Below are 19,617 nucleotides of genomic sequence, written 5' to 3' on the forward strand. Positions count from 1 at the left end.
ACTCGTTAGCAACTCGTGTGTTTTCCATGGCGTGTGCCGCTGCACAAGCAGAAGGGCACGGCGCCAGGTTGGACCTGGCGCCGTGCCCATCTTGCGGTGCTGAGACGCCGGAGCCTACGCCACCACGGGGCTGCGCTGACCGACGACCGAGCCGGCCTCGGCCGCCTCGACCGACGCGTCGGCACCGGTCGGCGTCGAGCGACGGACGAACTTCTTCAGCAGCACGAGCACGACCGCGCTCACCACGGTGCCGGCGAGGATCGCGACGACCCACATTCCGAGACCGGTGATCGCGAAGAAGACGAAGAAGCCTCCGTGCGGGGCCTGCGACGTGACTCCGGCGGCCATCGAGATGGCACCCGTCACCGCGCCTCCCACCATGCTGGCGGGGATCACGCGCAGCGGGTCGGCTGCGGCGAACGGGATGGCGCCTTCGGAGATGAACGACGCGCCCAGCAGCCAGGCCGCGGTGCCGTTCGAGCGCTCGACCTGGGTGAAGCCCTTGCGGTACAGCACGGTCGACGCGAGCGCCATGGCGAGCGGGGGCACCATGCCGGCGCCCATGACGGCGGCCATGATCATCAGCGGTGCGGGGTTGTCGGTCAGCGAGCCGGCCGAGAGACCGGCGACCGCGAACGAGTACGCGACCTTGTTGACGGGTCCGCCGAGGTCGACGCACATCATCAGGCCGAGGATGACGCCGAGGATGATCGCCCCGCCGCCGTTGAGGCCGTTGAGGAAGTCGGTCAAGGCGACGGTCAGTGCGGCGATGGGGCCGCCGAGCACGAGGACGAGCAGACCGGACGCGAAGATCGAGCCCAGCAGCGGGATGATCACGACGGGCATCAGACCGCGCAGCCACCGCGGCACGCTCAGTCGGCCGATCCAGTAGGCGGCGAAGCCGGCGAGCAGACCGCCGACGAGACCGCCGATGAAGCCGGCGCCCATGAAGACGGCGACGGCACCGGCGACGAAGCCGGGCGCGATACCCGGTCGATCGGCGATGGCGTAAGCGATGTAACCGGCCAGGGCGGCGACCAGGAAGCCCATCGACAGATTGCCGATCTGGAACGCGGCGGCACCGAGGAAGTACTGCAGACCCTCGGGCGGCAGGTTGGTCAGCGAGTAGTCGGTCAGCACGGTCGCGGCGTTGCCCGCGATCTCGTAGCCCGACAGCAGGAACCCGAGCGCGAGCAGCAGACCGCCGCCGGCGACGAACGGGATCATGTACGACACGCCGGTCAGCAGCCAGCGCTTGAGCGACGAGCCGAAGCCCTGCTTCTCGGCGGTCGAGCCCGCGGCGGCACCTGCGGCACCGGCCGTGCCGCCCACTCGGACGGCGTTCGGGTCCGTGGCGGCGGCCAGGGCCTCTTTCACCATGGCGTCGGGAGCGTCGACGCCGCGCTTGACCGGTCCGCGGACGACGGGCTTGCCGGCGAAGCGGCCCTGGTCGCGCACATCGACGTCGACGGCGAAGATCACCGCGTCGGCCTCGGCGATGACGGCCGGGTCGAGCGGGGTGACCTTGCCCGAGCCCTGCGGCTCGATCTGCAGGTCGGCGCCGAGGCGCTTCGCCGCGGCGACGAGGGCGTCGGCGGCCATGAAGGTGTGCGCGATGCCGGTCGGGCAGGCGGTGACGCCGACCAGCTTCGGGCGGCGGGCGCCGTCGGTCGAGCCGGCGGCACCGGCGGCCGAGGAGGCGCTGGTCGCGTCGGTCGCGGACGCCGCGGTCGCGCCGCGCTTCTCGGCGACCTCGCCGCTGACCTCGTCGTCGACGAGCTTCACGATGTCGGCGGGGGTCTTCGCCGCGCGGAGGGCCGCGGTGAAGTCGTCGCGGATGAGCGCACGGGCGAGCGTCGAGAGCACCGTCATGTGGTCGCTGTCGGCGCCCTCGGGCACCGCGATCATGAAGACGATGTCGGCGTCGCCGTCGGGTGCGCCGAAGGGCACGGTACGGGCGAGGCGCGAGAACGCCAGCGTGGGCTCGGTGACCGAGGCCGACCGGGCGTGCGGGATGGCGATGCCGCCGGGCACGCCGGTGCCGACGGAGGCCTCGCGCTTGATGGCGTCGTCGGCGAGCGAGTCGGCCGAGCCGGCGCGTCCGGTCGCCGCGACACGGGCGGCCAGGGCGCGGATCACGTCGGTCGACGTGCCGCCCAGGTCTTCGTCGAGACCGACGAGGTCGGTGCTGATGAGGGATGACATGGTGTTCTGCTCCTTGGGTGTGGGCGACGCTGCTCAGAGGTGCCCGACGGCCGCGGGGGCCACCGGGACGACGTCGATGTCGTCAGGGAAGGTCTGGTCGAGGGAGGGGACGATGCTGCCGGGCAGGGCCGCCGCGGCGGCTCCCGACGCGACGGCCTGGGCGAGGCGCGCGGGGGCGGGAGCGCCCGCCGTCTCGGCGAGCAGGTAGCCGGACAGCGACGAGTCGCCGGCGCCCACCGTGCTCAGGGCGGTGATGACGGGGGCCGCGGCGAACCACGAGCCCTCGCCGTCGATCAGCAGGGCGCCGGCGCTGCCGAGGGTCAGCAGGACGCTCTCGACGCCGAGCGCGCGGAGGCGACGCGCGCCCTCGACGGCGGACGCGGGGTCGGCCTCGTACTCGGCGGGGTCGCCGCCGACGATCTCGGCGAGCTCCTCCGCGTTCGGCTTGACCAGATCGACGCCGACGCCCGAGGCGATGAGGGCGGCGAAGGGCTCGCCCGACGAGTCGACCGCGATGCGGGGTGCGTCGTCACCGCAGGAGGCGCGCACGGCCCGGACGACGTCGGCCAGCCAGGTGGTCGGCAGGCCGGGCGGCAGCGAGCCGGCCAGCACCAGCCACGAGGCGAGCGGCGCGTGCTCGACGATCAGCGCGGTCAGCGCGTCGGCGTGGGCGCTGAGATCGGGGCCGAGCTCGTTGATCTTGGTGGTGGTGCCGCCGGGCTCGGTGACGGTGACGTTCGAGCGCAGCCGCACGTCGATCGGGAGGTTCACCGTCGGCACGCCCCGCTCGCGGAGGGCGACGAGCACCGGGTCGTCGAGCGCGCCGGGCAGCACGGCGACAGTCTCGGCACCCGAGGCGACCAGTGCGCGCGAGACGTTGACGCCCTTGCCGCCCGGCTCGTCGGTGGTGCTCACGGACCGCTGGACGGCACCGCGCTGCAGGTGATCCGAGAGCTCGATGGTGCGGTCGAGCGAGGGGTTCGCGGTGACGGTGAGGATCATGCGGGCTGCTCTCTGCGGATCGGCGTGCTGCGGATCGGCGTGGTGCGGATCGGCGTGCTGGGGGTCGAGGGGCTGCGGGGTGGCGGTCATGCGACGATCACCTCGACGTCGGCCCCGGCGAGCGCGTCGGCCAGATCGGGGGCGGGGGCGGCGTCGGTGACCACGGTGTCGATCTCGGGGAGGCGCGCGAACCGGACCAGCGCCTCCTCGCCGTGCTTGGTGCGGTCGACCACGGCGACGATGCGCCGCCCGGCACGGACGTAGGCGGCCTTGACCGCGCCCTCGAACTCGTCGGGGGTCGACAGGCCGAAGCCGGCGCTGACGCCGTTGGCCCCGACGAAGACGATGTCGGGGCGGAGGGCCTGGATCTGCTCGACGGTGGTCGTGCCGACTGCCGCGCTGGTGAGCCCGCGCACGCGACCGCCGAGCAGGTGCAGCTCGATGTGCGGGCTGTGCTGCAGCAGCGCGGCGATCGGAACGGCGTTCGTGATGACCGTGAGCACGGTGCCGGTCTCGGCCGGGACCCACGTGGCGAGCTGCGCCGCGACGGCCGCGGTGGTCGTGCCGGCGTCGATCGCGATGGAGCCGGTGAAGGTGGCGGGGACGAGCCGGGCGGCGGCCGAGGCGACGGCGGTCTTCTCGGGCGAGTGCTGCCCCTCGCGCTCGCTGAGGCTCAGCTCGCGGATGCTGGAGCGCCCCGCGGCGACGGCCCCACCGTGCACGCGCTGGAGGAGACCGGTCTGCTCGAGCTGATCGAGGTCGCGGCGGACGGTCTCGGGGGTGACGTCGAAGCGGACGGCGAGATCGGCGACGGAGACGCGGCCCACGGTGCGCAGGTCGTCGGCGATGGACTCGTAGCGCTCTGTCGCGTACATCCCGGTGACCTCTTCGTCGTCTGCGTGCTCTCACGACGGGTGCTCTCGTCGTGCTGACGAGACTCTACGTCGATGAACCCACAGAAAACAAGATCAGCGAAGAGAAACGCAGAAACCGCGCGTCGGGCGCTCAGGGGTCACGGGTGTCTGCGCTTGGCCCGCTGCGCGAACGCGTCGAGGGCGACGAGCACGTCCGGCGCCTCGAACACCCGGTCTCGCCGCGCCTCGCCGATCGGCCGGATGATCCCGTCGGCGGCGAGCCGGTCGATGCCGGCCCGCGCGTTGTTGGTCGCGACACCGAGCTCACGGGCCACGAGCGACACGTCGACCACGGGCTGGCGCTGCAGCAGATCGAGCATCCGGTGCCCTGCCGAGCCCTGGCGAGCGCTCGTCAGATCACCCCACTCGAGGCGGAGTTCGGTCAGATCCGTGACGAGCGCCCTGCCGTTGACGACCGCTGCGAGCGTCGCGTCGACGAAGGCCCGGACGACGGGCTCGACCTCGCCCTCGCGATAGGCCCCGAGCGCCGCAAAGTACCCGGACGTGTCACTGAGCAACCCGGCCGAGACGGGCACGGTGACCTGCCTCGTGATGCGCAGTCGGCGGAGCATGGAGTGCACGATGGCCCGACCCGTCCGCCCATTGCCGTCGGGGAACGGATGGATGGTCTCGAACTGCGCGTGCGTCAGGGCGACATGGGCGAGGGCCGGGATGTCGACCCGTCGTGCGAAGCGGATCAGGTCGTCCATGGCGGCGGGCACCCGGTCGGCGTGCGGCGGGACGAAGTCGGCGGTGTGCGGGCTGCGACCGGAGCCCCCGATCCAGACCTGCTGATCACGCCACGAGCCCGTGAGGTGCGGCTGGTCGTCGGCCAGCAGCGCCGCGTGCATGCCGATCACCGCAGCCTCGTCGAGGTCGTCCGCCAGGGTGAGCGCCGCCTCCATCGCGTGCACGTTCGCCACGACCAGCCGTGCGTTCGGGCCGGCCTTCTTACCGAGGGCCGCCAGGGCGATGCCTCGGGGCAGAGCCGTGAGATTCTCGATCTCGGAGCTCGAGGCGCTCTCGCTCCGCAGCAGGATGGCGGCGAAGGGAGCGGTGAAGGCCCCGACCTCGGTGTCGAAGCGGGACAGCTCGGCGACGGCGTCCTCCGCATCGACGACGAGATCGGCGGACAGCCCGGGAGGCGCGGTGGCGGCGATCTCGGGCGTCACCGCTGCGAGATACGGACCCCGCGCCCGGAGTCTGGCACGGCGCGAGGCCGGTGCATGCTCGTCGTCGTCCCATGCGTACGACTCGAACCGGACGCCTGGCCATGCCGCCGATGCGGCAGAGGACGCGACTGACTCCATGCGACGATCTTAGCCATGGTTATGGACTTAACCATGGTTAAGAGAATCTCTCAGCCATGGTTGCCTCGATGACCATGGTCAGTGAGGTGCGGTGTCGACGCCTCGGAGAAGGAGGCGTGGGTCAGGCGGGCTCGACCGCCGCGTCACGCGAACGCGCACGACCGACGGCGAGGCCGCGCTGCGACGACCAGAACGAGCGGGCGGTCTCGACGAGTTCGGCGGCGCCGACGTTCGCGCCGAAGGCGAGCGAGCCGGGCTCGAGCGAGATGCCGTCGGCGAGGCTGGGCAGCGCGACCGGGTCGAAGCCGATGGCATCGACGATCTCGGCGACGCGGGCCAGGGCCGCCTCGTCGTCGGCGGCCAGCGCGATCGCCTTGCGCACGGGGTCGCCGGCGGGCAGCGCGCCCTCGTCGAGGTCGTGATAGCCCATGTGATTGAAGCCCTTGACGACGATCGAGTCGGGCAGGTGCCGCTGCACGAGCTCGCTGGTCGACTGGCGCACGTCGGCCAGGTCGTCGCGGATGCCGTCGGTCTCCCACCAGTAGTTCATCGCGTCGACGACGATCTTGCCGGCGAGGGCGTCGACCGGCACGGAGTCGAGCTTGCCGAGCGGGAGGGCGAGCACGACGACGTCGGCCTCGCGCGCCGCCTCCTCCGACCAGACGGCCCGGGCACCCGGGGCGATCACGTCGACGATCAGGCGTATGCGCGCGGGGTCACCCGACCCGGAGAGGAGCACCGGGTGCCCCGCGGCGTGCAGTAGCCGGGCGAGCACCGTGCCGACCTTGCCGGCGCCGAGTATTCCGATGGTGGCAGGAGACGTCATGCGTCGTGCAACCGCGGAGTCGCCGTGGTCATTCCTGGTGCGGATCAGGCCCCGGGGAAGTACTGCCGGATGAGGTCCTGGATGAACGGGACGACGTCCTGCACCTGGTCGACCCCGGCGATCGCCACGGCGACCAGCGGCCAGAGAGACACGAGCAGCGTCGAGATGACGGCCGCGACACCGAGGATCCAGGCGAGCGCGCCGTTGCGGACCTTGATGATCAGCGCCAGCAGCACGAGGGCGAGGATGTAGCCGATCGCGATCGCCGCGACGATCTGGCCGACGGGCACGTCGAGGGCGCCGGCCGTGCCGCCGTCCGCCGCGCCGATCAGCGTCAGCACGGGCACGAGCACCCCGACGACGATCAGGAAGCAGACAATCGCCGAGGTGATCAGCGCCGCCCAGGCCGCCCGCGGGCGGGGGCGTCGGGTCGAGCCCGACCGGGCGCCGCGCATCAGCGGGCCTGGCCGTTCTCGTCGCGGGCCGCCTCCGCGGCGGCCGCGTCGGCGGCGACGTCCGCAGCAGCCTGCGCGGCGTCGGCGGCAGCCTGCGCCGCGTCCGCTGCGGCCTGCGCGGCGGAGGGGGCGGCCGTCGGGGTCCCGCTCGCGTCGTCCGAGGTCTCGTTCGCGTCGTCCGAGGTCTCGTTCGCGTCGCCAGAACGCTCTGCGTCGTCGGCCGCTTCGCGGGCGCGGCGGGCGTCGCTCTCGGCCGCGTCGGCAGTCGCATCAGCGTCGTCGGCGGCGTCACGGCGGTCGGCGTCGCGGCGGCCCTTCTCGTCGTCCACGGCGTCGGCGATGCCGTCGAGGGCGTCGGCCGTCTTGCTCTTGGCCGTGTCGACGACGTCGGCGGCGACCGTCTTCGTGGTCTCGAGCGCGTCGGACGCGCCCTTCTTACCGTTCTCGAGCGCGTCGGACGCACCCGCCTTGGCCTTGTCGGCGGTCTCGGAGGCCTTCGCACCGGCGGTGTCGAGCGCCTCCTTCGCCTGGGCCTTCTTCTCGGCGATCGCCCGCTCGCGCTGCTCCTTCTTCTCGGCGTCGGCCGCGGCCTTGGCGGCGTCGGCCTCGTCGAACGGGCCGTGCACATCGGTCACGGTCACGTCGATCGTCACCGGCTCGCCGTCGAGCTGACCGACCGCGTGACGGACCTGGGTGCGGATGGTGTCCGCCAGCTCGGACACGTTGGTCGGGTACTCGGCGACGACGGACACGTCGACGGCCAGACCCGTGTCGGTCGTGGTGACCTTCACCCCGGCCGAGTCCGCCGAGCCGACGGCGTTGCGGACGGCGCCGACGACGCGGGCCGCTCCGGTGCCGAGACGGTGCACGCCCGTCACGCCGAGCACGGTGACCGCGATGGTGCGCTCGAGTCGCTGCTCGGGCGTCTCGGGAGCGGACTGACCTGCCGAGTCGAGGTCGATGGGGGTGACGTGGTGGGTGGACTCGGACATGAGGCCGTCCTTTCTTCGTGATGCGGGAGGCGGTCTGCGCGATGCAGGCGGCGGGGTCGTACGGGTCTGGGGACGGCGATGGCCCTCGTCCTCGTCGGAGGTCGAGGGCCATCACCGGGGTGGTGCGGATGCTGCTGCGGAGCGCTTCTCAGTCGAGGCGCGTGGCCGAGGCCATCTGCGTGCGGAGACCGCCGTTGATCTGGATGACCACGGGCGTCTCGGTGCCGAGCAGCTCGTCCCAGCGTTCGACCGCCTGGTCGATGCTGCGACGGATCTCCACGGGCGAGGCGCCCTTGCGAGCGTTCGCGGTGACGCGGAGGACGTTCTCGCCCTTGACGCGGAAGGCGGTGACGTCGATCGAGACGATCCCCGCGGTGTCGGCCAGCGCCTCCTCGAGGACCTGCTCGGCGACCTTCGCGTCGATGACGAGGCGTCCACCGGTCGGCTCGTCACGGCCCGACCCCTCGTGGACGGTCAGCAGCTCGCCGGTCTGACCGTGCCCCTGACGGAGCGCGAACCAGACGAGCAGGAGGATCAGGACCAGGGAGGCGGCGGCGACGACCCAGAGGATCCAGACCTGGTCACCCGACAGGGAGTCCGAGACCGGACCGGACGCGTCGGAGGCGGCGCCGGAGACGGTGTCGCGGACGTCGGGCCAGAGGGCCCCGACGGCCACGGCCGCACCGCCGGCGAGCAGCACGAGGCCGATCACGAAGACGAGGAGACGGTTGAGGGCGCGATTGGTGTTGTTCATGCTCCGACCGTTCCTTTCTTGGACAGGCGGACGGTGTGCGTGAGCGCGGGGCTGAAGTCGTACGCGTCGAGCTCGTCGCGGACGGCCTCGTCGATGCTGCGCACGTCGGTGTTGCGACCGGAGGTGCGGGTCACCTCGATCAGGGCCTTCCGCTTGCCGACGCTGACGCTGACCTGCGAGGGGTCGACGTCGCCGGCGTAGCTCGCGGTGCGGGCCAGCGAGCGGGCGATGACCCGGTCGTCGACGATCGCCGCGGTGCGACCGACCTGACCGCCTCGACGACCGCGGCGCCCGGGGGCGAGTGCGACGACGATGAGGACGATGCCGATCACGGCGACGACGGCGCCGATGGCCGTGAGCACGCCCACGGCGGCCCCGGCGGCGCCGAGCACGGCGCTGGCGGCGTCGGCCGGAGCGACGAGCAGCGGCTGCTGCCCGATCGCGGCGAGCACGGACTCCGTGCCGATCCAGGCGAGGACGACGATCAGGATCACCGCGAGGGTGATCGCGATGACCGCACGCGACGAGTGCGTCTCACGACGCACGACGCGGCGGTAGAGCGAACTGCTGCTCATGAGACCCGCTTCCTTTCACGGAGTTCGGCGCCGGTGATCTGGAGATCGACGCGATCGATGGACGACCCGGTCAACTGCAGGACCCGGTCGCGGATGGTGCCCTGCGCCGAGGTGAGGCGTTCGAGCAGGGTGCCCGACGAGCGGGCGGGGATCCCCAGCGGAGTGATCCGGATGGGGGTCTTGGCGATCACGCTGAGCGCGCCGTCGCGGTCGGCCAGTTCGACCGACACATCGGACGCGGTGACCTCGAGGGCCTCCGCGGTGACGGCCGACACGACCCGGCGGACGGCACGCGACGTGATCTTGTTCCGGCCGTGGAGGGTCTGGTCGGCCGTCACCGCCGCGGTCACGACGACCGCCGCCCGCGGAGGGCGTCCGCGAGACCGCGGACGTCGAGCTTGCCCTCGACGACACGACCGACGCCGAAGCCGATCGCCATGGCGATGGCCACGAAGACGAAGGCCCAGAATCCGAAGGCCACCGCCGTCAGCGCGAGGACCGCGCCGACGAGGATGCCGGTTGTCGTGGCGGTCACTTGACGCGGCTGTCGTCGGTGTCGTCGTCGTTGTCGTCCGAGGGGATGTAGACGTCGGAGACGGTGACGTTGATCTCGGCGACCTCCATGCCGACGACCTGCGAGATGGCCTCGGCGACCGACTTGCGGACGTCGTCGGCGACGCGCTGCAGCTCGACGGGGTACTCGGCGACGATGACGATGTCGGCGGCGACCTGCTTCTCGCCGACCTCGACGGAGACGCCCTGGCTGCGGTCCTGCTGGTTGATGGCGTTGCGGATGGCGCCGATGGCACGGGCCGCTCCGTTGCCGAGGTCGTGGACTCCACGGACCTCGCGGGCGGCGATGCCGGCGACCTTCGAGACGACGCCGTCGGCGATCGTGTTCTTGCCGGTGGCCGACGAGCCCGAGGTCTTCGCGGCGGCGGAGCCGGTCGTGGTGGGGGTGACGTTGCTCATGGGATTGCTCCTTGATGTCGTTGTCGCTGGATGTCGTGGTCGCCGACCCGGGGAGGTCCGCGATGCCCGTGAAGCGGGACACATCATTCAGACGCATCGAGCATCTCGGAGGTCACGGTCGTTCAGGTTCCTATCAGGAACGATCGACGGGCCACTCGTTTTCCGGCCGGACGACGGCCCCGGTCGGGGGGCCTCCACCGTTACCGGCCAGCGCGGACGCACCGCCTGCGACGAGGTGGTATCCACGAAGAGCGCGGGTGATCGACCCGCGCACCGCACGCCATGAGGAGGTCGTCATCACCACCGACGATCCCCTCCTCGACGCCGGCGACGCACTCCTCGCCGCTCGAGCCCGCGACGGCGACGTCCACGCCTACGAGGTCCTGGCCCGTCGGCACGGTCCCCTGATGCGCGTGTACGCCTCGCGCCTCCTCGGCTCCGATCTCGAATCCGACGACGTCGTGCAGGACGCGTTCCTCACCGCATGGCGACGACTCGGCGATCTGGAGAACCCCGCGCAGGTCCGCAACTGGATGATGCGCATCGTCAGCAACAAGAGCATCGACCGCCTTCGCGCCCGGCGCGACCACGACGACATCGATCAGCGCGACCCCGCGGCACCCCGGTCGCAGTCGCCCGACCGGGTCGTCGAGGCCCGCCTCCAGATGGACGCCATGTGGACGGCGCTCGACAAGCTCCCCCTCGACCAGCGACGCTGTTGGCTGCTGCGCGAGACCGCCGAGTACTCGTACGCCGAGATCGCCGAGGCCCTGGGCATGTCGGTCTCGACCGTCCGCGGGCGGATAGCCCGAGCACGCACCTTCCTGATGACGGAGATGGAGGCATGGCGATGACGACACCCGACGACGCCCTGCCCGGTGCCGTGCCCGGCGCGACGCCTCCCGACGGCGTGCTGCCCGACGGCGCGCTGCCCGACGAGGCGCTCCCCGACGAGACCGTCGACGGGTACTCGGTCGAGCGCCTGAGCGACTACCTCGACAGCGGCAGGTCCCCCCGCGACGCCGGCATCGAGGGGTCCGCCGCGTGCCGTCTCTATCTGATCTCGCTGGCACAGGTGCATGAGCTCTCGCGCGCCTCCCTCGAGAGCGAGGCCACCCGCGAGCCCGACCGCGACGGACTGTGGATCAGCAGCCTGCTCGAGTCGATCAGGCGCGAGGTCGTCGGCGGTCGCGAGATCCCGGTCAGGCACCCCGACCCCGGAATCGACCTGCGCATCACCGAGGCGGCCGCCCGCGGTCTCGTGCGACGGACGGGCGACGCCGACAGCGGCGTCGTGCTCGGCGCCACGACCTTCTCGGGCGACGTCACGCAGCCGGGCGAGCCCATCACGGTCGAGGTCACGGCCGCCGTCCGCTACGGCCGCGACATGCGACTCGTCGCCGACGACCTGCGCGCCCGCATCGTCGAGACGCTGACCCGACACACCCACCTGACGATCGCCGCCGTCGACATCGTGATCGACGACGTCCTCCTCCCCCGAGCGGACGACCGATGAGCACCGACGACCGACTCTCTCAGAACCTGACCGACCTGCTCCGGCGGATCGACGGCGTGATCGACGTCTTCGACGCGCACCCCGCGGTCGAGTCGACCGTGCGCGCCGTCGCCGCCGAGCTCGACTGGGCCGAGTCGACGGGGCTCGTGCACGTGCACCGCTCCGCCGGGATCGTCGCCGTCACGGCCGAGGTCGCGACCGATCTCGACGGCTCGACGCCGGAGATCCTCGCGCGCGCGGCCGAGGCTCTGAAGGCACGGGTCGAGCAGGGCGCCGACGACGCGGGCGATGGCGTCGACGGCGAGCGCGCCGAGACGCTCGTGACCGTGACGGCGCATCTCGTCGACCGACCGAGCGACCCCGCCTCCGTCTGACCGGGCCGCGGAGCCATGCGGCGGTGTCGCGGGCCGGGGCCTGGCGCCGATGGGCCGGGGGCCGGGGGCCGATGGCGACCCCGTGACTCGCCGGGGCTCCGGATGCGACGGGCACCGCGCCTCCTCGGCTCGGCGACCTTCGGCGTGCGTTCTGCGGTTTCATGGAGGACCACCCCGCACTCAGAAGGTCGTCCATGCGCGCAGCCGTCGTCTACAACCCCATCAAGATCGACCTCGACGCCGTCAAGGCGGTCGTCGATCGCGAGCAGAAGGCCGCGGGATGGGACGACACGCTCTGGTTCGACACGTCGAAGGAGGACCCGGGGCGCGGTGCGACGCTGGAGGCGCTGGAGGCGGGGGTCGACCTGGTCATCGCGGCCGGCGGTGACGGGACGGTGCGCATCGTCGCCGAGACGCTCGCCGATCACGACGTCGCGTTCGCCCTGCTGCCGTCGGGCACCGGCAACCTGCTCGCGCGGAACATGAACCTCACGCTCGACGACGTCGAGCACTCGGTCCACACCGCGTTCACCGGTCAGGACCGCGCCATCGACCTCGGACGCATCGAGATCCGCGCCGCCGACGGCTCCCTCTCGAAGCACGCGTTCCTGGTCATGGCGGGGGTCGGCATCGACGCGAAGATGCTCGCCGCCACCGACGAGGACCTCAAGGCGAAGATCGGCTGGCTCGCCTACGTCAAGGCGATCGTCGTCGCCCTGCGCGACGAGAACACCCTCAAGCTGCGATACCGGTTCGACGACGGGCCGACGAAGCGGTCGCACGTGAACACGGTCATCGTCGGCAACTGCGGCACCCTCACCGGCAACATCCTGCTGCTGCCGGACGCGGCGCTCGACGACGGCCAGTTCGACATCATGCTGCTGCGCCCCGAGGGGATCGGCCACTGGCTGCAGATCATCGGGAAGGTGCTGATCGAGAACGGCCTCGTGCAGCGCACTCCGCTCAAGCGCATCGTCGGCTCGCGCGAGATCGCGGCGATGAACTACGTCAAGGCGAAGCAGCTGACGGCCCGCCTGTCGGAGCCCCAGGAGATCGAGCTCGACGGCGACGGCTTCGGCAAGGCGGTCGGGTTCCGCACCACGATGGACGCGGGGGCGCTGCGCGTGCGGGTGCCGCGCGACGCGTAGGCCGCTGCGCGACGCGTAGGCCGCTGCGCGACGCGTAGGCCGCTGCGCGACGCGTAGGCCGCGCCGCGCGCGACGAGACCCCAGGAATTCGCCGAGACCCCGGTGCGCGCACTGGGGTCTCAGCGATCTCCTGGGGCCTGGGCCGAACGTTAGTACTTGGCGGACTGCCCGCCGTCGATCGGCACGACCGCGGCGTTGACGTACGTCGCGTCGTCCGACAGCAGGAACGCGACGACCGAGGCGATCTCGGCGGCCTCGCCGTAGCGCTTGGTCGGGTTGATCTGGATGAACTGCTCGGCGGCGCCCTTGGGGTCGTCGGCGTCGAGCTGGCGCATGGAAGCCTCGACCATGGGGGTCCAGATCGCTCCCGGCGCGATGGCGTTGACGCGGATGCCGAACTGGCCGTACTCGACGGCCGAGTTGCGGGTCAGCCCGACGACGCCGTGCTTGGCGGCGGCGTAACCCGACTGGTTGCCGACGCCGCGGATGCCGCCGACGCTCGCCGTGTTGACGACGGTGCCGCCGTCGCCCTGGGCGCGCATGACGCCGAGCACCTTCTCGAGCCCGAGGAAGACGCCGCGGAGGTTGATCGACACGACCTTGTCGAACTCGTCGGCCCCGAAGTCCTCGGTGAGGTTCTGCTTGCCTTCGATGCCGGCGTTGTTGAAGAAGGCGTCGATGCGTCCGAAGCGCTCGAGCGTGGCGGTCACGTAGGCGTCGACGTCGGCTGCGCTCGACACGTCGGCGACCGCGGTCAGCACCTCGGCACCGGGGACGGCGTCGAGCACGGCCTCCTGCGAGGCGGCGAGGCCCTTCTCGGAGATGTCGACGAGGGCGACCCGCGCCCCCTCCTGTGCGACGCGGACGGCGGCGGCACGGCCGAGGCCGGACCCCCCGCCGGTGATGAGGACGACCTTGTCGGTGAAACGCTCCATGGGGATGACTCCGGTTCTCTCGATGACTCGGCGGACCCGACGCTTCGCCGAGCCCTGGGCACGCTGCGTCGCGTACCTCGTTTCACGCTACACCTGTCGCTTTACCCTCCCCCAGGTCGCTCGTCGACGACACCCGGCCCGCTCCCAGCAAAACGAGACAAACTGTCTCGCAATAAGCCGCTCGACCCACGGAGAAGAGACCCGCATGCCCGAGAACACCGCCCCCCTGACCGGTTCGAGCACGATCGGCCGCTGGCTCGAGCACTCCGAGGGCGGGCCGGCCCTGCGGGGCGCGCTCGCCCAGGGCGGGGAGTTCGACGAGAGCACCCTCACCCCGGTGCTCGGCCTACCCCTGCAGCAGCTCGTGTCGCTCAGCCAGGGCCGACTGCCCCAGGAGCTCGTCGACGGCCTCGTGCTGCAGGTCAACGGCGGGGTCCGGCCCGATGAGACCGACGACGCCGACGGCCCGTGGCGCGAGACCATCACCGCCGGTCGCTTCGCAGGGCGGACGGTCGTCGTGACCGGGGCCGCGGGCGGCATCGGCAAGGCCACCGCATCGCGAGTCGCCCGAGAGGGCGGGCGCGTGATCGCCGTCGACATCACCTCCCCGGGACTGGAGGCGCTGGTCGCCTCCCTGCCCGACAGCACCGTCGAGACCGTGGTCGGCGACATCACCAGCCAGGCCGACATCGACCGCATCGTCGAGGTCGCGGGCGGCCGCATCGACGCGCTGGCGAACATCGCGGGCATCAACGACGACTTCTCGCCGCTGCACGAGACGAGCGACGCGATGTGGGAGCGCGTCATCGGCATCAACCTGACCGGCGGATTCAAGCTCTCGCGCGCCGTCGTCCCGGTCATGCTCGCGGCCGGCCGGGGCTCGATCGTGAACGTCGCCTCCGAGGCGGGTCTGCGCGGCAACGCGTCGGGCAACGCCTACACGGTGTCGAAGCACGGCGTCGTCGGGCTGACGAAGTCGGCCGCGTTCATGTACGCGAAGCAGGGGCTGCGGGTCAACGCGGTCGCCCCCGGCGGCGTCGCCACCGGCATCCCGTTCCCCGCGAACGTGTCGGAGGCGGGGTCGGCGCGACTGCGGCCCTTCCAGGCGGCCATCCCGACCGTCGCCACGGCCGAGGAGCTCGCCGCGTCGATCACGTTCCTGCTGAGCGACGACGCGGTCAACATCAACGGCGCGGTGCTCGCCTCGGACGGCGGCTGGTCGGTCCAGTAGGCGGGGCTCCTCCGCAGGCGGCGCATCCCCGGAGGCGCGGGTCGGCGAAGCCCAGGAGGCGCGGGTCGGCGATCACCGGCCCGCGCCGTGCACGAGGATGACCGTATGACGACAGCACGCCCCGGCCGGGTCCGCAGCGAGGCGGCGCGCCTGGCCATCCTCGAGGCGACGACGAGCGAGCTCGCCGAGCGCGGCTACGACAAGCTGTCGCTCGACCGGATCGCGGCGGCCGCCGGGGTCGGCAAGGCGACCATCTACCGCTGGTACCCGAACAAGGGGGCGCTGGTCGCCGAGGGGATGCTCTCGGGGCACCTCCTCCCCCGGGTCGCCGTGCCCAGCAGCGGTGATGTGCGCCGCGACGTCACGCACTGGCTGATCGAGACCTCCGCGTCGCTGACCGAGCCGACGACGGGGGGTCTCATCCGTGCGACGATCGCGGCGACGGCCGAGGACGCCGACGTGGCCCGGCACTACGACGACCACGTCACCTCCGTCGCCCGAGCCGAGCTCGTCGCCCGGCTCGAGTCCGGTCTGCGCGACGGTCAGGTCGACGCCGAGGCCCCCCTCGACGCGCTGGTCGAGGCGCTGGTCGGCGTCGTGCTGCTCAACGTGCTGACCCGCCGCGAGCCCGACGCGACCGCGCTCGGCGCCACGGTCACGCTCCTCTTCGACGGCGCCGGCTCGGCGGGAGGTCGCGGCGGTCGCTGATGGCGATCGGAGCCGCACGTCGCGCAGCCGGCGAGGGACCTCCGGCCGCCCTGCCGAGCGAAAGGCCTCAGGCCGGATGTGTACGGTCGTCCACATGACTGTCGACCACTTCGCCGGAGACGACCGCAGCAACCGCGAACGGATGCTCGCCGGAGACCTCTACATCGCCGACGACCTCGAGAACGCGCGCCTCGCGCAACGGGCCGTGCGCCTCGCCGACGCCTACCATCGGGCGGCCGTGGAGGACGAGGCCGCCGCCAGGCCCCTCCTCGAAGAGCTGGTCGGATCACTCGGCGTCGACGCGTTCGTCAAGCCGCCCCTGTTCGTCGACTACGGCGAGAACATCCACATCGGGGCCCGCACGTTCGTCAACTACAACCTCACGGCGCTCGACGTCGCCACGATCACCATCGGCGACGACTGCCAGATCGGGCCGAACGTCCAGCTGCTCACCCCCACGCACCCCGTCGACCCGCAGCCGCGACGCGACAAGCTCGAGGCCGCCCGGCCCATCACGATCGGCGACAACGTCTGGCTCGGCGGCGGAGTCATCGTCTGCCCCGGCGTGACCATCGGCGACGACAGCGTCATCGGCGCCGGGGCCGTCGTCACCCGCGACATCCCGTCGGGAGCCGTCGCCGTCGGCAACCCGGCGAGGGTCGTCCGACGCATCGCGACCTGACACGGATGCGCGACCGGCTCGGCGCGCAGGGCGACGAGGCTCAGGCTCGAGACGCCTCGCCGGCATGCTCGACGGCGTCGTCGACGATGTGCGAGACGTGTCGGTCGGCGACCGAGTAGATCGCCTCGCGGCCGACGCGCGTGACCTCGACGAGACCTGCCGATCGGAGGACGCGCAGATGCTGCGACACCAGGGGCTGAGCCAGACCCGAGGCCTCCACGAGCGCGGTCACGCCCGCCTGCCCCTCGCCGAGGAGGCGGAGGAGTCTGAGTCTCGAGGCCGACGACAGGGCCTTGAAGAGCTCCGCCGCGGAGTCGAGGGCATCGGTGCTCATGACCGACACATTAGCCGCCGCGAATGCGACGAGGGCCCCACCGACCGGTGGGACCCTCGATCATGCGGCGCGGTCGGCCGTCGGACGATCAGTGCTCGTCGTAGTGGTCGCCGTGCTGGGCGTGCTTGTGCTCGCCGTGGACGTAGTCGACGTGGTCGTCGTGAGTGACGGTCTCGTGGCCGCACTCGGTGCCGTGCTCGTGCTCGGTGACGGTGTGCTCAGCGTGGACTTCTGCATCGGTCATGGTTGTGCCTCTCTCATCGGGGGGATGCACCCATCACATCAGACGCATGCATCTATGGCAATACGTTTATCCAATCGATGATGAGAACCGGAACCATCGTCACGTGATGTCCCCGCCGCGACCCCACACCGACGCGGCTCAGCCGATCCGCCCGATGCGGGACTGGATGGCCATGGTGGCGGCCCCGCGAGCCCAGATGCCGAAGTCCGAAGCGCCGATCAGGAGCTCGACGACCGACGCGTCGGGGTCTCGATCCTCGGCCAGCGCCTCCTCGATCCGCGTCCGCACGAGCGGCACCAGCCCGATGCCCTCGCCGGCCAGCACGACGGTGTCGACCATCGTGAGATTGGCGACCGCGGCGATGAACCGCCCCAGGGCACGACCGGCCTGCTCCGTCACCGTCCGGGCCGCCGGGTCGCCCGCACCGGCCAGAGCGAGGACGTCGTCGTACGAGACGTCCCTCCCCGACCCCTCCGAGACGGAGGCGCGGATGCTCGGGATCGACAGCATGGCGCTCGAGCACCCGCGATGCCCGTCCGGGCACAGCGGCCCGGTCGGGTCGAGGGGGTGGTGCGCCCCGAGCCCCAGCCCGGTGTCTCTGGTGATCCGCTGACGCCCGTGCACGACCAGGCCGTACCCGACACCGGCACCGATCGTGATGACCGCGAAGTCGTCGACCCCCCGGCCCAGTCCGAACCAGTGCTCGGCCTCGGTGAGCGCGACGACGTCGTTCGCCACGACGACCGGCAGAGCCAGCCGGGTCGCCAGGAGCCCCCCGAGGTCGATGTCGGACCAGCCGAGGAAGGGCGCTCGGACGACGACGCGCGAGCCCGACACCCGACCGCCGATCGAGACGCCGAGGGCGGTGGGCGCGACGGTGCCGACCGCGCTCGTGAGCTCCGCGACGATCTCGGCCACCGCCTCCACGATGCGCTCCGGCGAGTGGTCGCCGAGCTCGACCGCGGCCTCGGCGAGGACAGCCGCGCGGAGGTCCGTCGCGACCCCGAAGGCGTGCTCTCCGGTGAGCTTGACGCCCACGTGCCAGTGGGCGTCGACCCGGACGTCCAGCGGTCGCACCGGGCGTCCGATGCCGCCCCGGGCGCGCTCGTCGCTCTCGATGAGGAACCCGTCGTCGAGGAGCGGCCTGCTCAGACGCGTGAGGCTGGCCGCCGAGAGCCCCAGCCGGCGGATCAGGTCGCTGCGGGCGATCGGCCCGTGGATGAGCACCTCGCGGGCCAGCTCGCGAGTGGGCGACCGCACGTCGGGACCGGTGCCGAGCGGAACCCCGACCTCGTCGCCTGAGAAGTGATCCGATGCGCCCACACGCTCATCATGACCCACCACGACCGCTCGCGGAGACGGCGGGGCGTGCCCGGCCGCCCCCGCGAGGCCCTACCGTCGTTCGGGTGCCCTCCTCTCCGCCCGTCGACGCCCACCTGACCGGCGCCGTGTCCTGGCTCGAGCGGCACCAGATCGGCCTCTACCTGGCGGCGATCGTCGCAGCGGGCCTCGTCGGGCTCACCGTGCCGGCCGCGCACACCCTCGAGGTGGCGATCGAGCCCGTGCTCGCCCTGCTGCTCTTCGCGACGTTCCTCGGTGTGCCGTTCGCGACCATCCGGCGGGCGCTCCGCGACGGGCGCTTCCTCGTCGCGATCGGGGTGCTGAACTTCGTCGTCGTCCCGGTGGTGGCGTTCGGCCTGTCGCGGTTCGTCGACGACGAACCCGCCCTGCTGTTCGGGGTGCTCCTGGTGCTGCTCACCCCGTGCATCGACTACGTCATCGTCTTCGCGGGCCTCGCAGGCGGAGCCTCCGCCCGTCTGCTCGCGGCGGCACCGGTGCTGATGCTGGCCCAGATCCTCCTGCTCCCCCTGTACCTGCTGCTGATGATCGGCCCCGACGGCGTGGCCGTCGTCGAGATCGGGCCCTTCGCCCGCGCGTTCGTCGTGCTCATCGCCGTCCCGCTGGCGGCGGCCGCGGCGGTCCAGGCCGTCGCGCGCCGTCATCGAGCCGGTGTCGCGATCGAGCGGACGATGCTGGCGCTGATGGTCCCGCTGATGACGGCGACGCTGTTCCTGGTCGTCGCATCGCAGGCCGGAGCCGTGGGCGCGTCGTTCGGCCGGCTGCTCGTGCTGGTGCCGATCTACGCGGGGTTCGTCATCATCATGGTCGCCCTCGGCGTGGGGGCGGGACGGGTGTTCCGATTCGACCCGCCCGCGACCCGGGCGCTCGTGTTCAGCGGCACGACCCGCAACTCGCTCGTCGTGCTGCCGCTCGCACTCGCGCTCCCGGCGTCGATGTCGCTGGCGCCGGTGGTCGTCGTGACCCAGACCCTCGTCGAACTCGTCGGCATGGTGGTGCTCGTCCGAGTCGTCCCCCGACTCGTGCCGAGCCTGAGGGGTTAAAAGTGATTGCCCCAGCGCGCCGATGCTCTCGCATCCCG

General features: G+C 71.8%; 24 protein-coding genes. 8 read left to right on the forward strand and 16 right to left on the reverse strand.

The annotated features are described in order from the left end of the window. Positions 1–114: 114 nt before the first annotated feature. The 12 genes from ACZZY9_RS05990 to ACZZY9_RS06045 form a co-directional block, all read right to left on the reverse strand. Positions 115–2,205 carry a PTS fructose transporter subunit IIABC gene (locus tag ACZZY9_RS05990; protein ID WP_463463376.1) on the reverse strand — a complete coding sequence of 697 codons (2,091 nt, stop codon included), beginning with the start codon at positions 2,203–2,205 and terminating at the stop codon, positions 115–117. 33 nt (positions 2,206–2,238) lie between these two features. Further along, positions 2,239–3,207, reverse strand: a complete 969-nt coding sequence (locus tag ACZZY9_RS05995; protein WP_463464645.1) for a 1-phosphofructokinase family hexose kinase — start codon at positions 3,205–3,207, stop codon at positions 2,239–2,241. Between the two features lie 86 nt (positions 3,208–3,293). Further along, entirely contained in the window at positions 3,294–4,082 is a 789-nt protein-coding gene (locus tag ACZZY9_RS06000; RefSeq protein ID WP_463463377.1) for a DeoR/GlpR family DNA-binding transcription regulator, read from the reverse strand. Positions 4,083–4,219: 137 nt separating this feature from the next. Continuing rightward, positions 4,220–5,431, reverse strand: a complete 1,212-nt coding sequence (locus ACZZY9_RS06005) for a Fic family protein (RefSeq protein WP_192060632.1) — start codon at positions 5,429–5,431, stop codon at positions 4,220–4,222. Positions 5,432–5,552: 121 nt separating this feature from the next. Further along, positions 5,553–6,257 carry an NADPH-dependent F420 reductase gene (locus ACZZY9_RS06010; protein WP_463463378.1) on the reverse strand — a complete coding sequence of 235 codons (705 nt, stop codon included), beginning with the start codon at positions 6,255–6,257 and terminating at the stop codon, positions 5,553–5,555. A 44-nt stretch (positions 6,258–6,301) separates the two neighbouring features. Further along, on the reverse strand, positions 6,302–6,712 hold the full coding sequence (locus tag ACZZY9_RS06015; protein ID WP_463463379.1) for a hypothetical protein: 411 nt from the start codon (positions 6,710–6,712) through the stop codon (positions 6,302–6,304). Further along, the gene (locus ACZZY9_RS06020; RefSeq protein ID WP_463463380.1) at positions 6,712–7,704 is read right to left on the reverse strand and encodes an Asp23/Gls24 family envelope stress response protein; all 993 of its coding nucleotides are present in this window, start codon (positions 7,702–7,704) and stop codon (positions 6,712–6,714) included. The genes ACZZY9_RS06015 and ACZZY9_RS06020 overlap by 1 nt, the downstream gene beginning before the upstream one ends. 148 nt (positions 7,705–7,852) lie before the next feature. After that, complete coding sequence (locus ACZZY9_RS06025; RefSeq protein ID WP_463463381.1) at positions 7,853–8,458, reverse strand: Asp23/Gls24 family envelope stress response protein; 606 nt, start codon at positions 8,456–8,458, stop codon at positions 7,853–7,855. Next, positions 8,455–9,033: a DUF6286 domain-containing protein gene (locus ACZZY9_RS06030; protein WP_320479758.1), complete on the reverse strand. Its 579-nt coding sequence runs from the start codon at positions 9,031–9,033 to the stop codon at positions 8,455–8,457. Before ACZZY9_RS06030 ends, ACZZY9_RS06025 begins: the two co-directional genes overlap by 4 nt. Continuing rightward, a complete protein-coding gene (locus ACZZY9_RS06035) occupies positions 9,030–9,383 on the reverse strand; it encodes a hypothetical protein (RefSeq protein WP_192060638.1) in 354 nt (117 codons plus the stop codon). Before ACZZY9_RS06035 ends, ACZZY9_RS06030 begins: the two co-directional genes overlap by 4 nt. Further along, entirely contained in the window at positions 9,380–9,568 is a 189-nt protein-coding gene (locus tag ACZZY9_RS06040) for a DUF2273 domain-containing protein (RefSeq protein ID WP_192060639.1), read from the reverse strand. Before ACZZY9_RS06040 ends, ACZZY9_RS06035 begins: the two co-directional genes overlap by 4 nt. Then, positions 9,565–10,005: an Asp23/Gls24 family envelope stress response protein gene (locus tag ACZZY9_RS06045; RefSeq protein ID WP_192060640.1), complete on the reverse strand. Its 441-nt coding sequence runs from the start codon at positions 10,003–10,005 to the stop codon at positions 9,565–9,567. The genes ACZZY9_RS06040 and ACZZY9_RS06045 overlap by 4 nt, the downstream gene beginning before the upstream one ends. A gap of 257 nt (positions 10,006–10,262) precedes the next feature. Between ACZZY9_RS06045 and ACZZY9_RS06050 the strand changes: the two genes are divergently transcribed. The 4 genes from ACZZY9_RS06050 to ACZZY9_RS06065 all read left to right on the forward strand — a co-directional run bounded on the left by ACZZY9_RS06050 (position 10,263) and on the right by ACZZY9_RS06065 (position 13,043). Continuing rightward, positions 10,263–10,859: an RNA polymerase sigma factor gene (locus tag ACZZY9_RS06050; RefSeq protein ID WP_243216454.1), complete on the forward strand. Its 597-nt coding sequence runs from the start codon at positions 10,263–10,265 to the stop codon at positions 10,857–10,859. Beyond that, positions 10,856–11,521 carry an Asp23/Gls24 family envelope stress response protein gene (locus ACZZY9_RS06055; protein WP_463463382.1) on the forward strand — a complete coding sequence of 222 codons (666 nt, stop codon included), beginning with the start codon at positions 10,856–10,858 and terminating at the stop codon, positions 11,519–11,521. The genes ACZZY9_RS06050 and ACZZY9_RS06055 overlap by 4 nt, the downstream gene beginning before the upstream one ends. Next, entirely contained in the window at positions 11,518–11,895 is a 378-nt protein-coding gene (locus ACZZY9_RS06060; RefSeq protein WP_463463383.1) for a hypothetical protein, read from the forward strand. The genes ACZZY9_RS06055 and ACZZY9_RS06060 overlap by 4 nt, the downstream gene beginning before the upstream one ends. 194 nt (positions 11,896–12,089) lie before the next feature. Continuing rightward, on the forward strand, positions 12,090–13,043 hold the full coding sequence (locus ACZZY9_RS06065; protein ID WP_463463384.1) for a diacylglycerol/lipid kinase family protein: 954 nt from the start codon (positions 12,090–12,092) through the stop codon (positions 13,041–13,043). 149 nt (positions 13,044–13,192) lie between these two features. On the opposite strand, the gene ACZZY9_RS06070 is transcribed toward ACZZY9_RS06065, so the two are convergent. Next, a complete protein-coding gene (locus ACZZY9_RS06070; protein WP_463463385.1) occupies positions 13,193–13,978 on the reverse strand; it encodes an SDR family oxidoreductase in 786 nt (261 codons plus the stop codon). 205 nt (positions 13,979–14,183) lie between these two features. Here ACZZY9_RS06070 and ACZZY9_RS06075 point away from each other — a divergent pair, with 205 nt between their 5' ends. The 3 genes from ACZZY9_RS06075 to ACZZY9_RS06085 all read left to right on the forward strand — a co-directional run bounded on the left by ACZZY9_RS06075 (position 14,184) and on the right by ACZZY9_RS06085 (position 16,599). Next, positions 14,184–15,209 carry an SDR family NAD(P)-dependent oxidoreductase gene (locus ACZZY9_RS06075; RefSeq protein WP_463463386.1) on the forward strand — a complete coding sequence of 342 codons (1,026 nt, stop codon included), beginning with the start codon at positions 14,184–14,186 and terminating at the stop codon, positions 15,207–15,209. A gap of 105 nt (positions 15,210–15,314) precedes the next feature. Beyond that, a complete protein-coding gene (locus ACZZY9_RS06080; protein ID WP_463463387.1) occupies positions 15,315–15,917 on the forward strand; it encodes a TetR/AcrR family transcriptional regulator in 603 nt (200 codons plus the stop codon). A gap of 94 nt (positions 15,918–16,011) precedes the next feature. Next, a complete protein-coding gene (locus ACZZY9_RS06085) occupies positions 16,012–16,599 on the forward strand; it encodes a sugar O-acetyltransferase (RefSeq protein WP_463463388.1) in 588 nt (195 codons plus the stop codon). Positions 16,600–16,639: 40 nt separating this feature from the next. On the opposite strand, the gene ACZZY9_RS06090 is transcribed toward ACZZY9_RS06085, so the two are convergent. From ACZZY9_RS06090 to ACZZY9_RS06100, 3 genes are all read right to left on the reverse strand, one after another. Then, complete coding sequence (locus ACZZY9_RS06090; protein ID WP_192060651.1) at positions 16,640–16,933, reverse strand: ArsR/SmtB family transcription factor; 294 nt, start codon at positions 16,931–16,933, stop codon at positions 16,640–16,642. A gap of 88 nt (positions 16,934–17,021) precedes the next feature. Continuing rightward, a complete protein-coding gene (locus ACZZY9_RS06095) occupies positions 17,022–17,177 on the reverse strand; it encodes a zinc transporter permease (RefSeq protein WP_192060652.1) in 156 nt (51 codons plus the stop codon). A 138-nt stretch (positions 17,178–17,315) separates the two neighbouring features. Beyond that, positions 17,316–18,500, reverse strand: coding sequence for an ROK family protein (locus ACZZY9_RS06100; RefSeq protein WP_463463389.1), 1,185 nt, complete (start codon positions 18,498–18,500; stop codon positions 17,316–17,318). A gap of 83 nt (positions 18,501–18,583) precedes the next feature. On the opposite strand from ACZZY9_RS06100, the gene ACZZY9_RS06105 reads away from it, so the two are divergent. Beyond that, complete coding sequence (locus ACZZY9_RS06105; RefSeq protein WP_463463390.1) at positions 18,584–19,579, forward strand: bile acid:sodium symporter; 996 nt, start codon at positions 18,584–18,586, stop codon at positions 19,577–19,579. Positions 19,580–19,617: the final 38 nt, after the last annotated feature.

This window comes from Frigoribacterium sp. AC394 (genome assembly GCF_979258095.1).

What these genes read in the sequence shown, in the direction of transcription:
- ACZZY9_RS05990 (WP_463463376.1), bottom strand. Translation starts at nt 2,205, where the DNA reads ATGTCATCCCTCATCAGCACCGACCTCGTCGGTCTCGACGAAGACCTG.
- ACZZY9_RS05995 (WP_463464645.1), bottom strand. Translation starts at nt 3,207, where the DNA reads ATGATCCTCACCGTCACCGCGAACCCCTCGCTCGACCGCACCATCGAG.
- ACZZY9_RS06000 (WP_463463377.1), bottom strand. Translation starts at nt 4,082, where the DNA reads ATGTACGCGACAGAGCGCTACGAGTCCATCGCCGACGACCTGCGCACC.
- ACZZY9_RS06005 (WP_192060632.1), bottom strand. Translation starts at nt 5,431, where the DNA reads ATGGAGTCAGTCGCGTCCTCTGCCGCATCGGCGGCATGGCCAGGCGTC.
- ACZZY9_RS06010 (WP_463463378.1), bottom strand. Translation starts at nt 6,257, where the DNA reads ATGACGTCTCCTGCCACCATCGGAATACTCGGCGCCGGCAAGGTCGGC.
- ACZZY9_RS06015 (WP_463463379.1), bottom strand. Translation starts at nt 6,712, where the DNA reads ATGCGCGGCGCCCGGTCGGGCTCGACCCGACGCCCCCGCCCGCGGGCG.
- ACZZY9_RS06020 (WP_463463380.1), bottom strand. Translation starts at nt 7,704, where the DNA reads ATGTCCGAGTCCACCCACCACGTCACCCCCATCGACCTCGACTCGGCA.
- ACZZY9_RS06025 (WP_463463381.1), bottom strand. Translation starts at nt 8,458, where the DNA reads ATGAACAACACCAATCGCGCCCTCAACCGTCTCCTCGTCTTCGTGATC.
- ACZZY9_RS06030 (WP_320479758.1), bottom strand. Translation starts at nt 9,033, where the DNA reads ATGAGCAGCAGTTCGCTCTACCGCCGCGTCGTGCGTCGTGAGACGCAC.
- ACZZY9_RS06045 (WP_192060640.1), bottom strand. Translation starts at nt 10,005, where the DNA reads ATGAGCAACGTCACCCCCACCACGACCGGCTCCGCCGCCGCGAAGACC.
- ACZZY9_RS06055 (WP_463463382.1), top strand. Translation starts at nt 10,856, where the DNA reads ATGACGACACCCGACGACGCCCTGCCCGGTGCCGTGCCCGGCGCGACG.
- ACZZY9_RS06060 (WP_463463383.1), top strand. Translation starts at nt 11,518, where the DNA reads ATGAGCACCGACGACCGACTCTCTCAGAACCTGACCGACCTGCTCCGG.
- ACZZY9_RS06065 (WP_463463384.1), top strand. Translation starts at nt 12,090, where the DNA reads ATGCGCGCAGCCGTCGTCTACAACCCCATCAAGATCGACCTCGACGCC.
- ACZZY9_RS06070 (WP_463463385.1), bottom strand. Translation starts at nt 13,978, where the DNA reads ATGGAGCGTTTCACCGACAAGGTCGTCCTCATCACCGGCGGGGGGTCC.
- ACZZY9_RS06075 (WP_463463386.1), top strand. Translation starts at nt 14,184, where the DNA reads ATGCCCGAGAACACCGCCCCCCTGACCGGTTCGAGCACGATCGGCCGC.
- ACZZY9_RS06080 (WP_463463387.1), top strand. Translation starts at nt 15,315, where the DNA reads ATGACGACAGCACGCCCCGGCCGGGTCCGCAGCGAGGCGGCGCGCCTG.
- ACZZY9_RS06085 (WP_463463388.1), top strand. Translation starts at nt 16,012, where the DNA reads ATGACTGTCGACCACTTCGCCGGAGACGACCGCAGCAACCGCGAACGG.
- ACZZY9_RS06090 (WP_192060651.1), bottom strand. Translation starts at nt 16,933, where the DNA reads ATGAGCACCGATGCCCTCGACTCCGCGGCGGAGCTCTTCAAGGCCCTG.
- ACZZY9_RS06095 (WP_192060652.1), bottom strand. Translation starts at nt 17,177, where the DNA reads ATGACCGATGCAGAAGTCCACGCTGAGCACACCGTCACCGAGCACGAG.